The sequence below is a fragment of the Methylobacterium sp. E-045 genome (genome assembly GCF_022829685.1).
GTDB lineage: Bacteria > Pseudomonadota > Alphaproteobacteria > Rhizobiales > Beijerinckiaceae > Methylobacterium.
Genome location: NZ_JAKSYE010000135.1, coordinates 44,165 through 56,950 on the forward strand (window position 1 = coordinate 44,165; position 12,786 = coordinate 56,950).

The 12,786-nt window shown below is 66.3% G+C and carries 12 protein-coding genes; 7 read left to right on the forward strand and 5 right to left on the reverse strand.

Going from position 1 to position 12,786, the window contains the following annotated elements; genetic code table 11:
* Positions 1–359 precede the first annotated feature (359 nt).
* The 5 genes from MKK51_RS26800 to rpmB form a co-directional block, all read right to left on the reverse strand.
* Entirely contained in the window at positions 360–2,075 is a 1,716-nt protein-coding gene (locus MKK51_RS26800) for an ATP-dependent nuclease (RefSeq protein ID WP_243982934.1), read from the reverse strand.
* A gap of 158 nt (positions 2,076–2,233) precedes the next feature.
* Positions 2,234–2,788 carry a TetR/AcrR family transcriptional regulator gene (locus MKK51_RS26805; protein ID WP_243982936.1) on the reverse strand — a complete coding sequence of 185 codons (555 nt, stop codon included), beginning with the start codon at positions 2,786–2,788 and terminating at the stop codon, positions 2,234–2,236.
* A gap of 7 nt (positions 2,789–2,795) precedes the next feature.
* A complete protein-coding gene (locus tag MKK51_RS26810) occupies positions 2,796–3,269 on the reverse strand; it encodes a DUF1348 family protein (protein WP_243982938.1) in 474 nt (157 codons plus the stop codon).
* Positions 3,270–3,358: 89 nt separating this feature from the next.
* Positions 3,359–4,288 (reverse strand): AEC family transporter, encoded by a 930-nt coding sequence (locus tag MKK51_RS26815; protein WP_243982940.1) that lies wholly within the window; start codon positions 4,286–4,288, stop codon positions 3,359–3,361.
* A gap of 142 nt (positions 4,289–4,430) precedes the next feature.
* Positions 4,431–4,736 (reverse strand): 50S ribosomal protein L28, encoded by a 306-nt coding sequence (gene rpmB / locus MKK51_RS26820; RefSeq protein ID WP_018046086.1) that lies wholly within the window; start codon positions 4,734–4,736, stop codon positions 4,431–4,433.
* A gap of 336 nt (positions 4,737–5,072) precedes the next feature.
* Here rpmB and MKK51_RS26825 point away from each other — a divergent pair, with 336 nt between their 5' ends.
* From MKK51_RS26825 to MKK51_RS26855, 7 genes are all read left to right on the forward strand, one after another.
* Positions 5,073–5,990 carry a DUF3108 domain-containing protein gene (locus MKK51_RS26825; protein WP_243982942.1) on the forward strand — a complete coding sequence of 306 codons (918 nt, stop codon included), beginning with the start codon at positions 5,073–5,075 and terminating at the stop codon, positions 5,988–5,990.
* Positions 5,991–6,028: 38 nt separating this feature from the next.
* A complete protein-coding gene (locus MKK51_RS26830; RefSeq protein WP_243982944.1) occupies positions 6,029–6,583 on the forward strand; it encodes an STM3941 family protein in 555 nt (184 codons plus the stop codon).
* Positions 6,583–6,927, forward strand: a complete 345-nt coding sequence (locus MKK51_RS26835; RefSeq protein WP_243982946.1) for a hypothetical protein — start codon at positions 6,583–6,585, stop codon at positions 6,925–6,927. The genes MKK51_RS26830 and MKK51_RS26835 overlap by 1 nt, the downstream gene beginning before the upstream one ends.
* Before the next feature lie 195 nt (positions 6,928–7,122).
* Entirely contained in the window at positions 7,123–10,515 is a 3,393-nt protein-coding gene (locus MKK51_RS26840; protein ID WP_243982948.1) for a helicase-related protein, read from the forward strand.
* 110 nt (positions 10,516–10,625) lie between these two features.
* A complete protein-coding gene (locus MKK51_RS26845) occupies positions 10,626–10,925 on the forward strand; it encodes a S4 domain-containing protein (RefSeq protein ID WP_243982957.1) in 300 nt (99 codons plus the stop codon).
* Positions 10,926–11,176: 251 nt separating this feature from the next.
* Positions 11,177–11,515, forward strand: a complete 339-nt coding sequence (gene fdxA / locus MKK51_RS26850) for a ferredoxin FdxA (RefSeq protein WP_243982959.1) — start codon at positions 11,177–11,179, stop codon at positions 11,513–11,515.
* A 579-nt stretch (positions 11,516–12,094) separates the two neighbouring features.
* A complete protein-coding gene (locus MKK51_RS26855) occupies positions 12,095–12,697 on the forward strand; it encodes a CarD family transcriptional regulator (RefSeq protein ID WP_027171204.1) in 603 nt (200 codons plus the stop codon).
* Positions 12,698–12,786: the final 89 nt, after the last annotated feature.

Genomic DNA, 12,786 nt, shown 5'->3' on the forward strand with positions numbered 1-12,786 from the left:
ACGATCGGGGCCTGTGTCATAAGTCTGGTTTCGACCCAACTGAGATTTTGACAAGTGCGTCAGCGAAGTGCCGAATTTGGCCACGAACAGAATGATGGTTTACATAAAGGAATGCGTTTGATCACAGTTATTGGCTTCCCGCCAACTGGCAAAAATAATCAAAGCAATCGCATCATCTTGCATCCTATTGGCCTAAACAGCCAACGGATCGCCTGACGTCGTCTGGATGTCGCGTGAATCTTGAGTCTGGGACACTGGACAATATATTGAATTGTTAAATATTCTATTATCATAGTACAGTTGTATTAATATAATACGGCTGTACTATAATGTTTCTGTTTTCACTTACAATTTTTTTGTTATGCAAGCAAATCCTCTAAATTCGCCTTGAGACTAGCAGCCCGCTCCGGGTAATCCGGGTGTCCAAGCACCGTTGCTTCTGAGAATTTACTGCCCGGAACCTTATTCTTCAGCCGCCTGAACACGGCCTTCCCCTTTGCCCCCTTCAAGGATCGGCTTTGGAACGCTGCCCATACATCGGCATTGGGTGGGCTTCCGCCTGCTTTGTACAATTCGCCATTGTGCGCAGCGCGTTGCGCGGCGAACTGTTCGGCTATCGGCGCCTGATCTTGGACAAGGACTTCGCTTATCCAGTTATTGCATGTACTCAACGGCTCTCCGGTCAGCGACGCTAGAAAAGCTGGGTCACAGAACTCGGCTTCTAAATCAGACTGATCTGTGACCCAAAGGCGGATACCATCGTCTGCGTAGTTGGCCTTCAACGCAACAACTTCGTCATCGGTGAGCGAGTCCCTGTCACGATGCACCAGAATCTTGAACTTGTTGCCCAATGAAGCCCGCAACTCAATCGCCTCACTTTTACTAAGCAAGTGCTGATACCCACGGCCGGGCAATACGGTTACTCCGCGTTCGATTTCGGGCCATTGACGAACTAGCTTCTTCAAAAAATCGTTCTTAGCATCTTCACTAACGATGATGACCTTCTTGCCAAAGGCACCCCAACCTAATGCCAACTCGACAACTGACCGATCCTCGGTCTTTTTTTGGCCGTCAGCAAGCCAGACAACGTTTGTGTCCGCAGGCGCGCCCCTCACGATGAATGGCGAATGCGTTGTCATAACTATCTTGATACCCTGCGCTCGCGCAATATTTAGCAGGCTCAAGGCTAACTTTTCCTGAACACTAGGATGTAAATGAATATCAGACTCGTCGACAAGTAATATCTTTGGATTGAACAGAAGTATGTAGCAAAATATTTGAATCAACTGTAGAAAACCTGTTCCCAACAACTCAAGTGGCATTGATAGGCCGCTGATCTCGGCTTCGGCAGTTATATCAAAGTCTGTTGATCCATCAAATTTGACCTTAAGCTTAATCGCCCCGAGAAGCGGCTCAAGCCAGGACTCGATCTGGACAAGGTGCTCGGCTGACAATAAATCGAGAGCATTACGAAGATACACATTCGAGTCACCGAAGGAACAAGCCTTTAGAACTACGCGCTTAGAATTTTTTTGCTCAACATTAGGGATGCCAGAAATACCAGGTATGAATCCGCTAAAGAATGTTTCAGCCCCGCGAAATTGTGGGCGAACTTCTTCTGGTAGCTCTCCCTGGACTGATATACCAGCATTTCGCGCGGATCTCATTTCTAGATGCGCGGCAACCTCGGAACCTTCTCCATCTCGAAAAACGAAGAACACCTTCGACGATGGGCTATCGGATCGGTTACCCCAAGGGGCTCCGTGGCCGAGCCGCCAGTATTCGTCCGACGGCAGATAATCGAGATCCGCCACACGAACCATAGCAGTCGAACCTGCTCGAATTCGGTCAGCTTGGCGCATCAGACAGGATGCAAGGTGCAACGCCTGGAGTATCGATGATTTTCCGCTGCCGTTCGATCCGACAAGAATGTTGAGATCGGCAAGAGGCAAATCGATGTTATCAATCCTCTTGAATTTTTCGATTCTGATCGATTCTAGCTGCACAGGGTTTCGCCTTTGATCAAGCCTGAAGGTGACTGTTTCACACCTCGCCGCCGCCGTGAATTGCGGCAAGCAGATAGCTGTGGACTTAGACGCCATAGCGGCTTCTAGGCTTCGTAATCAGGCCGCTGAATAGCAGACACAAGCGCGAAGCCGACGCTGATGTCAGTCCAAGCGAGTGACTTCAGCCCACCCATTATGATTATTCCAGACGGGGACCACCCCGCCGCCTACACCAGCCGCTGCTCCAACCGCCCCAGCATCCGCCCGAACACGGCCGGATCGTCGAGGGCGCGGGCGAGGACGAGGCCGCCCTGGATCGTCAGGACGGCGTCTTCGGACAACGATTCCGCCTCGGCGGCCGGGCGCCCGGCGCGGATCAGCGCCTGTGCCAGAGCCTCGCGCCAATCCCGGAAGTAGCCGGCGATCCGGTCCGCGAACCCGTCGCGTCCCTCGGTGAGGGCGAAGGCGCCCACGAGGCAGACTCTCCGGCCGGAGCGGAAATACGCGTCCGTCTCCGACAGCATCAGCCGGATCGCCGCCCGCGGATCGGGATCGTCGCGCAGCGGCGCGTAGATGCGCTCCTCGAACCAGCCTCCGATGGCGTCGAGGACGGCTTGCGCCATCTCGGCCTTGCCGCCGGGAAAGGCGTGGTAGAGGCTGCCCTTGCCGAGGCCGCAGCGGGCTCCGATGAGGGCGAGGCTCGCCCCCTCGTAGCCGTATTCGCGAAACACCTCGGCGATGGCGGGGAGCGCGTCCTCCCGCGCCCCCGGCTTTCTCGTCATGTTCCGGTCAGAGCCCGAGATCGGTGAGGCCGGGATGGTCGTCGGGGCGCGGCGCGCTCCGGTCCCAGTGGAACTTGCGCTCCGATTCGGAGATCGCGAGGTCGTTGATACTGGCGTGCCGCACCCGCATCAGGCCGTGGGCGTCGAACTCCCAGTTCTCGTTGCCGTAGGCGCGGAACCAGTCGCCGGCCGCATCGTGGAACTCGTAGGCGAAGCGCACGGCGATGCGGTCGTCGGTGAAGGCCCAGATCTCCTTGATCAGCCGGTATTCGTGCTCCCTGGCCCATTTCCGGGTCAGGAAATCGACGATGGCCGCGCGCCCCGAGAAGAATTCCGAGCGGTTCCGCCAGCGGCTGTCCGCCGTGTAGGCCAGCGAGACCTTTTCGGGGTTGCAGCCGTTCCAGCCGTTCTCGGCGGCGCGGACCTTCTGGATCGCGGTCTCGCGGGTGAAGGGGGGCAACGGCGGGCGGGATTCGGACATCGATTCGGTCTCCTGCGATGATCTGTACCGATCGGTACAAAGAGCAGCGACGCCGGTCAAGGCGTGTGACCGTTCAGGCGTGGGACCGTTCAGGCGTGGCCGAGGATCGCGAGCCAGGCGATGGTCGTCGCGGCGGCGAGCAGGGTCGAGAGCATGACGGCGGCGGCGATCAGACCCGTCTCGGTCTTGTAGCGCGCGGCCAGCAGGTAGGAGTTGATGCCCACGGGCATCGCCGCGAACAGGGTGGCGACCCCGGCATAGGCGGGCGGCATCGTGAAGACGTGGAAGGCCAGCACCCAGACCGCCAGGGGATGCAGGACGAGTTTCAAGGTGGTCACCACCATGGCGCCGGGCAGGTCGTGCAGCACCCGGTAGCGCACGAGGCCGGCGCCCAGCGCGATCAGCGCACAGGTGGAGGCGGTACCGGCCAGCGCATCGATCAGCGACTTGACCATCCCGCCCGGCGCGAGGCCGACGCTCTTCAGGGTGAGGCCGATCATGAGCGACAGGAAGATCGGGTTGCGGAAGAGGACGAGGCCGAGCCCCTTCATCCGCTGGAGGACCGATTGCTGTCCGTCCGATTCGATGAGGAAGGTGGCGCAGCCCATCATCAGCGGCAGGTGGACGGCCAGCAGCATGAAGAGCGGGAAGGCGCCCGCGTCGCCATAGGCCTGCAGGATCATCGGCACGCCGATGAAGATGGTGTTCGACTGGCTCGCCGCGAATCCGTGCAGGATCGCCCCCGTCCGCCCGACGCCCTCGCGGCGCAGGCCGATCAGCGATCCGACGAGCCAGGACAGGCCGGCGCCGCCGAAATAGCTGAACCAGTACGACCAGGTGATCTCGCCGGTGAGACCCGGCCGGGTCAGCGTCGCGATGATGAGGGCCGGTACCGCGATGGCGAAGACGTATTCGGAGAGGCCGTCGCTGACCTTCTCGGACAGGAACCCGGCGAGGGCCGCCACCCAGCCGATGAGGATCAGCCCGAAGATCGGGGCGATGAGCGACAGCACGGTCATCGGGGAGAGCCGGAGAGCGGAGAAGTCGGAATCAACGCGAACGGCCGCCGCATGCGTGGTGCATACGGCGGCCGTTCGAAATCAGAATGAGACGTCGAGCGTGATCGAAGCGGGCTCTCGCCGGCGCTTCGATATCGCACCCTCAGGCGGCGGCCGGGGTCTCGACTTCGGCGAGCTTCTTGTGAAGCTCGCGCTTGATCAGGCGGGCCGTCTGCGACAGCTCGATCTCGCGGGCCTTGATGAGGAAGGCGTCGAGGCCACCGCGGTGCTCCACCGAGCGCAGGGCGTGGGCCGTGACGCGCAGGCGGACCCGGCGCTTCAGGGCGTCCGACTGCAGGGTGACCTGGCACAGGTTCGGCAGGAACCGGCACTTGGTCTTACGGTTCGAGTGGCTCACGAGGTGGCCGGTCTGCACGGCTTTGCCCGTGAGTTCGCAACGGCGCGACATTGATCTAATTCCCGTCTCGTTCCGCGTGTGATCGGGCGATGGCGGAAGGCCGGTCGCAACGCGCCACGGGCCTCACGCACGCCAAACTCCGATCGAGCGGCGTCTCATTGAAGGCGCGAGCCTATAGGGGAGCGACAGGGTATCCGTCAAGGGCGGGGCTGCGTTTTGCCCATCGGAATAGCCGTGCGCCGAGGCGGGCGCGGCGGCCGTCACGAGGCCGCGCGCCACGTCATCCATACGATGTGTTAACCACGAGCGGAGACCATGGCGGAACAATGCCGCCCGGTCCCTTGTGCCGTACGGCTCCAAGCCCTGGAACCTCAGAGCCTCAATACCATGTGCGCCACGCGCTTCCTCCGCGCCAGCCTCCTCGCCGCCCTCGGCGTGATTCCCGCCTCCGAGGGATTCGCGCGGCCCCGGGTTACCTCTGCCAAGGTTACCTCTGCCCGCTCCGCCGCCCCGGCGACGGTCACCGTCGATTACGCCATCGCGCTCGCGGGCATCCCCATCGGCACCGCGCAGGTCTCGGGCCAGTTCGAGAGCGCGCGCTACCGCATGGACGTCTCGGCCCGGCTCACCGGCCTCGTCGGCGCGGTGACCGGGGGCATGGGCTCGGCCCGCGCCAGCGGCCTCATCGCCGAGGGACCGCAGCCCAGCGCCTTCGCCATCTCCACCAAGACCTCGAATTCCGGCATCGCCGTGCGGATGGCGCTGGCGCGCGGCAACGTCACCCAATCGGAGGTGACGCCGCCCCTCGTCGACATGGGCGATCGCGTGCCGGTGACCCCGGCCAACAAGCGCGGCATCGTCGATCCGGCGAGCGCCCTGATGATGCCGGCGGTGAGCCGGGGCGAGCTCACCGACCAGGCCAATTGCAACCGCACCATCCCGGTCTTCGATGGCGCGACGCGCTTCAACGTGGTGCTCAGCTACGGCGAGACGCGCACCGTCGAGAAGCCGGGCTATGCCGGCCCCGTCCTCGTCTGCAACGCCCGCTACCAGGCCATCGCCGGGCACCGCCCCGACCGGCCCGGCGTGAAGTTCATGGAGGACAACCGCGACATGTCGGTGTGGCTCGCCCCCGTGGAGGGCACCCGGGTGCTGCTGCCGGTGCGCATCGCCGTGCGCACGACGCTCGGCACCAACATCATCGAGGCGACCCGGTGGAACCGCGTCGGAGCCCAGACCGTGACCGCTCAAGCCGGAGGGCAGGCGGCGGGCCCGGTGGTCCAGGCGACCCTGGTCGATCAATAGAGGCGGCTCCGGCCGGCCGGACGGGAATCGTCTGAACAATGGGCGGGCAGGGCGTGGACGAACAGGTCGACATCGCGGTCTCGCGCCTTCGCTCGGCGGGGCTGTTCCTCCTCGCCGTCGGGTTCACCGCCACCGCCGCATGGATGCTCCATGCGCGGCCCGAGATACGGGGGCATGCCATGGCGCCCGGCGGCTACACCGAATTCATGCTGTGGCTCGGCCTGATCTTCTTCGGCGCGGCCAGCCTCGTCGGCGCGCCCCGGATGTTCCGCTCGGGCACGATGGTGTCCGTCGGCCGCCGGGGGATCTTCGACCGGCGCCTGTCGACGGACTGGATCCCGTGGGACGCGATCGAGGACATCCGGTCGATCACGGTGGGGCGCCAGCGCTTCATCGCCCTGCGGCTCGTTCCGGAACGCGCGGGCGGGCTGCCGCTTCTCCCCCGGCGACGGATGGGCGCACGTTTCGCAGGCCTCGGCGCGAACGGCTACGCGCTCGGCGCCAACGACCTGGAGGGCGGCTTCGCGGCCCTTCAGGACGCCCTGTCGCGCGCGTCAGCCTGGCGCGATCCTCCCGGGCTCGGACATCGCTGATGCGCCACTCCCTCCTCATCCTCGGCGGATGTCTCCTCGGCCTGTCCGCCGCCGGAGCCGGCCATGCCGGCGAACTCGGCAGCGATCTCTCGCCTTGCGGGGGCGATGCCTATTCCTCCGCCGAGGTGACCGAGGGCCGGCCGCCCCGGCGCGGACCCCTCGTCGCCATTCCCGACACGCTCTGCGCCGATCTCGCGCCGCAGCAGCCGGCGAACCCGGTGGAGATCTACGTCGATCCTTATGGATACCGGGGCGGTGGCTATCGGGGCGGTGGCGCCCCATATGGCGGTGAGACGCAGCGTGGGGTCCGGCCGCCCAGCCGGCCCCTGCGCAGCGACGACTGATACCAAGCGGCACCGATCCCGACCGATGGCCGGGATCGGCGCGTTCGGCGGACGCCCGCCGCCGTGCGGTCGCGCGGGCAGACGAGGATGAGGCCTCCTCATCATCGTCTGGTATAAGATCGGGCGGCCTCATCCACGGGCCGCGCCAAGAACCTGCCGCCGGCTTTCTCGGCCGAAGGGACCAGCCCCTCGCACATGACGCGCCGCTCCCTCCCCCCGCAGGCCCGCTCGCGCGGCGTCACGGCGGTGCTCGGGCCGACCAATACCGGCAAGACCCATCTCGCCATCGAGCGGATGCTCGCGCATCCCACGGGGATGATCGGGCTGCCCCTGCGCCTCCTGGCGCGGGAGGTCTATTTGCGCGTCGTCGCGCGGGTGGGGGCGGAGCACGTCGCCCTCGTCACCGGCGAGGAGAAGATCAAGCCGGACCGGCCGCGCTACTGGATCTCCACTATCGAGGCGATGCCGCGCGACCTCGAGGTCGCGTTTGTGGCCATCGACGAGATCCAGCTCGCCGCCGACATGGACCGCGGCTACGTCTTCACCGACCGCCTGCTGCACCAGCGCGGGCGCGAGGAGACGCTGCTCATCGGCTCCTCCACCATGCTACCCCTGGTGCAGTCGCTGATTCCCGGCGTGCACACCACCACCCGCCCGCGCCTCTCGAAACTGACCTATGCCGGCGAGAAGAAGCTCGGGCGGCTGCCCCGGCGCACGGCCATCGTCGCCTTCTCGGCCGAGGAGGTCTACGCCATCGCCGAGCTGATCCGGCGCCAGCGCGGCGGGGCCGCCGTGGTGCTCGGCGCGCTCTCGCCGCGCACCCGCAACGCCCAGGTGGAGCTCTACCAGTCGGGGGACGTCGATTATCTCATCGCCACCGACGCAGTGGGGATGGGCCTCAACCTCGACGTCGACCACGTCGCCTTCGCGGCCAACTGGAAATACGACGGCACGCGCTTCCGCAGGCTGACGCCCCCCGAGATGGGGCAGATCGCGGGCCGGGCCGGTCGCCACCTCTCGGACGGCACCTTCGGCTCGACGGGACGCTGCGCCCCGTTCGAGCCCGAGATGATCGAGGCCCTGGAGAGCCACGATTTCGAGCCCCTGCGGGTGCTGCAATGGCGCAACCCCGACCTCGACTTCTCCTCGCTGCGAGCCCTTCAGGAGAGCCTAGACGCGCATCCCAACGAGAAGGGGCTGACCCGCGCGCCCATGGGCGAGGACCAGTCGGCCCTCGAAATCCTGATGCGCGAGGACGACATCCGCGACATCGCCACCAATCCGACGGTGGTGCGCCGCCTGTGGGACACCTGCGGCGTGCCCGATTACCGCAAGGTCCACCCCCAGACCCATGCGGATCTCGTGGCCCAGCTGTTCCGCTTCCTCATGCGGGGCATGGCCGGGCGCATTCCCAACGACTGGTTCGCCAAGCACGTGGCGATGATCGACCGCACCGACGGCGACATCGACGCCCTGTCCCAGCGCATCGCGCAGGGGCGAACCTGGACCTTCGTCGCCAACCGGCCCGATTGGCTGATTGATCCCGTCCATTGGCAGGGCGAGACACGTCGGGTAGAGGACAGACTGTCTGACGCCCTGCACGAGCGCCTTGCGAGCCGTTTCGTCGATCGGCGCACCAGCGTCCTGATGCGGCGCCTGAGAGAGAATACGATGTTGGAAGCTGAGATCACCGCCGGCGGGGACGTTACCGTCGAGGGCCAGCATGTCGGCCATCTGCACGGGTTCCAGTTCGTGGCCGACCCGGGCGCGGAAGGCCACGAGGCCAAGACCCTGCGCAGTGCCGCCGAAAAGGCGCTCGGCGGCGAGATCGAGGCGCGCGCCGAGCGCTTCTCGGCCGCGGCGGATTCGTCCCTGGTCCTGTCCCATGACGGCATCATCCGCTGGACCGGAGACCCGGTCGCCAAGCTGACGCCGGGCGACAAGCTGTTCGAGCCGCATGTGCGGCTGCTGGCCGACGAGCAGCTCACCGGCCCGGCCCGCGACAAGGTCGAGACCCGGCTGGTCGCCTGGCTCAAGGCCTATGTGGTCCGCCTCCTCGGCCCGCTGATCGAGATCGAGACGGCGGCCGACCTCGTGGGCCTGTCGAAGGGCATCGGCTACCAGGTGGTCGAATCCCTCGGCGTCCTGGAACGCTCGAAGGTGATGCACGAGATGCGCACCCTCGACCAGGAAGGACGCGGGGCGCTGCGCCGCCACGGGGTCCGCTTCGGCGCCTATCACATCTTCCTGCCGGCCCTGCTCAAGCCGGCGCCCCGCACCCTCGCCGCCCAGCTCTGGGCGCTGAAGAACGGCGGCCTCGACCAGCGCGGCCTCGACGAGATCGCGCATCTGGCCGGCTCCGGCCGCACCTCGATCAAGGTCGATCCGGAGATCGCCAAGGGCCTGTACCGCGCCGCCGGCTTCCGCGTCTGCGGCGAGCGCGCCGTGCGCGTCGACATCCTGGAGCGCCTCGCCGACCTGATCCGCCCGGCGGTGACCTATGTGCCCGGCACCACCCCCGGCGAGGCCCCGGCCGGCACCGCCGACGGCGATGCCTTCGTCGCCACCGTGGGGATGACCTCCCTCGTGGGCTGTTCGGGCGAGGATTTCGGATCGATCCTGAAATCCCTCGGCTACGTCGCCGAGAGCCGCCCCGGTCCGGCCATCACCGTGCCGCTGCGTCCCGCCGCCGCGACCCAGCCCATCGCCCCGGCGACCGCCTCCACCGACGAGGCGGCGACGGCGTCCGAGGAGGCCGCACCCGCGACCGACGACGGGGCCGAGCCCGAAAACGACGCCAAGCCTGAAAACGAGGCCAAGCCTGAAGGCGACATAACGTCCGACGGCGAGACCAAGCCCGAAGGCGAGACAGCCTCCGAAAACGAGCCGACCTCCGAAAACGAGACCTCGCCCGACACCGCCGAGCCCGTGGCGGAAGGCGTGCCCGATCCCGAGGTCGTGTCCTCCGAAGCCGCCCCGTCCGAGACCGGCACCGTCGAGGCGGAGCAGGGACCGGCCGTCGCCGAGGCACCTGCGGATGCCGCCGCGGAGCCCGAGGCGGCCCCCGTCCCCGTGGCGGAATCCGCGTCCCTCGCCGGCATCGAGCCGGACGCGGCCGAGACCGCCGCGGATGCCGCCTCGCCCGAACCGGTGCTGGTGGAGATCTGGCGTCTCCAGCGGCATCAGCGCAGTTCCGCCCCGCGGCAGAACCGCCCACGCGGCGGCCGTGACGGCGCGCCCGCGGGCAACCGCGCTCCCGGCGAAGGCCGTCAGGATCGGCGCCCCGCTCATGCCGGTGCTCCCCGCGCGGGCGGTCCCGACGGGGCCGAGCGCAACCGCGGCGGACAGGGCGACCGGCCCGAAGGGGGCCGTCGCGATGGCGGCCGGCCCGAGGGGGGACGCCCCCCCCGCCGCGAGCGGTTCGAGCCCGGCCGGGTCCGTCCCGAGCGCCGCGACGAAGGCCGGCCCGCAGCCCAGCAGGAGCAGCGTCCGCAACGCCGCGAGCGGGCTCCGGACCCGGATTCGCCCTTCGCCAAGCTCGCGGCGCTCAAGGCCCAGCTCGAAGCCGGCGACGGCGGCAAGCGCTAAGCAGGTTCGCATTGGCAAGCCAACGCTTCACCTCGCTTAGGCCTTTGGTGTGTCGCAGGTTTTGGGACGCAAAACCGGTGACCACTTTTGCTAAACCTACTTAGATCTGGATGAAGCCGGGGCGGCAGCGTCTCGACAAGTGGCTCTGGTTCACCCGCTTCGCGCGGAGCCGGTCCCTTGCCGCCTCCCTGGTGGAGGACGGCTTCGTCCGCGTGAACGGCACGCGCGCCGACAATCCCGCCAAGGGGATCGGCATCGGTGACGTGGTCACCGTCGCCGCCGCCCATGTGACGGCGGTGGTGCGGGTGGTGGATCTCGGCGAGCGGCGCGGCCCCGCCCCCGAGGCGCGGGGCCTCTACGCCATCCTGTCGGGCGGCCCGTCCCCGGACTCCGACGACGGCGCGGCGTGATCCGCCTCTCCTCCGAGGGTGTGGCACGGACGCACCGGCCGCCCCCGGCATGAGCCCACGCTGCTTGTCAGCCACTCTGGCAGGGGATAGAGCCGTGCGGAAATGGCGGGCGGAGCGGTCGACGCGCCGTCCGCGAGGCGCGTGACACACGGGCGCGTTAACGGAGCCGTGCGGGAGGCCGGTCTAGGATCGGGGCCGAAGCGGTCTCGGGTCTCGCGATCCATCCCACCACGGACAAGGCTGAAGGGCACATGACCTACGTCGTCACCGACAATTGCATCAAGTGCAAGTACATGGACTGCGTGGAAGTCTGCCCCGTGGATTGCTTCTACGAGGGCGAGAACATGCTCGTCATCCACCCCGACGAGTGCATCGATTGCGGCGTCTGCGAGCCGGAATGCCCCGCCGAGGCGATCAAGCCCGACACCGAGCCGAGCCTGGAGACCTGGCTGAAGCTCAACGCCGATTACGCGCGGAGCTGGCCCAACATCACGCAGAAGAAGGACGCCCCGTCCGACGCCAAGGATTGGGACGGCGTCAGCGGCAAGCTCGAGGCGCATTTCTCGGCCTCCCCCGGCACCGGCGACTAGCCCCGCTCCCGGCCGTTGGCCCGGAACTTCCGGCGCGCCCCGCCGTCACGGATGCGTGATCCCCGTCCGAGGACGGACACGGGCGCTTCACGACGCCGCCGATGGCGGGCCGGCCTGCGGAAGGGTCGAACCGGCAGGTGCCCGGAGAGTCACGCCCCGCGTGCATCGGGCGCCGGGCGAAGCCCGGCCCGGCCGGTTGTGCACGCATGCCCTGCGTCGGCAATCCTTTGATTCGGCGCCCGGTTTGTGGTACGTAGACCGCCTGCCGTCGTTCGTGCCTGACGTGCTGCCCTTGGCTACCGGATCGGTGGTTTCCAAACTTTTCGACAGAGTCGGCTTCCCATTCCTGTGGGACGCTACCTCGGCGAGACGAGGCGGCATGTGATCGACCGCTGGAGGCCTATGCGCCTTCCGCGGCGCTGATCACATGGTGTGGATGATCGGCTAGCCTGGGACCCGCTCGGCCGATGCATGACGCATCGATGGCCGGCGGACAAGGGGCTCAAGCCGGGTCACCCACCCCGGGAATGAAGGTTCGGCGCGACTCGACCCGCGCAATGTTCTGGAGGCGCTTCTCGCATGACCACAGCCAAGAAGACGACGGCAGGCCGCCAAGGCTTCAAGACCGGCGAAGCGGTGGTGTACCCAGCTCATGGCGTCGGACGCATCACTGCGATCGAGGAGCAGGAAATCGCCGGCTACAAGCTCGAGCTGTTCGTGGTCTCGTTCGAGAAGGACAAGATGGTCCTGCGCGTGCCCACCGCCAAGGCTAACAGCGTCGGCATGCGCAAGCTCGCCGAGCCGGAACTCGTCAAGAAGGCCCTCGACGTGCTCACCGGCCGCGCCCGGATCAAGCGCACCATGTGGTCGCGCCGCGCCCAGGAATATGAGGCCAAGATCAATTCCGGCGATCTGCTGTCGGTGACCGAGGTGGTCCGCGACCTCTACCGTTCGGAGGCCCAGCCCGAGCAATCCTACAGCGAGCGCCAGCTCTATGAGGCCGCCCTCGACCGCGTGCTGCGCGAAATCTCCTCGGTGAACAAGATCACCGAGACGGAGGCGCTCAAGCTCATCGAGCAGAGCCTCGCCAAGTCGCCCCGCCGCGCTAAGGGCGAGGCGGAAGCCGAGGGCGATGCCGAGGCGGATGGCGAAGGCGACGACATCCGGGAAGAGGCCGCCTGATCGGCCCGTCGTCCCAAACCTAGTCGTTCGACCGGAAGGCCCGGCGCACCAGCGCCGGGCCTTTTGCTGTGCCGGCCTCCTCGACAGGC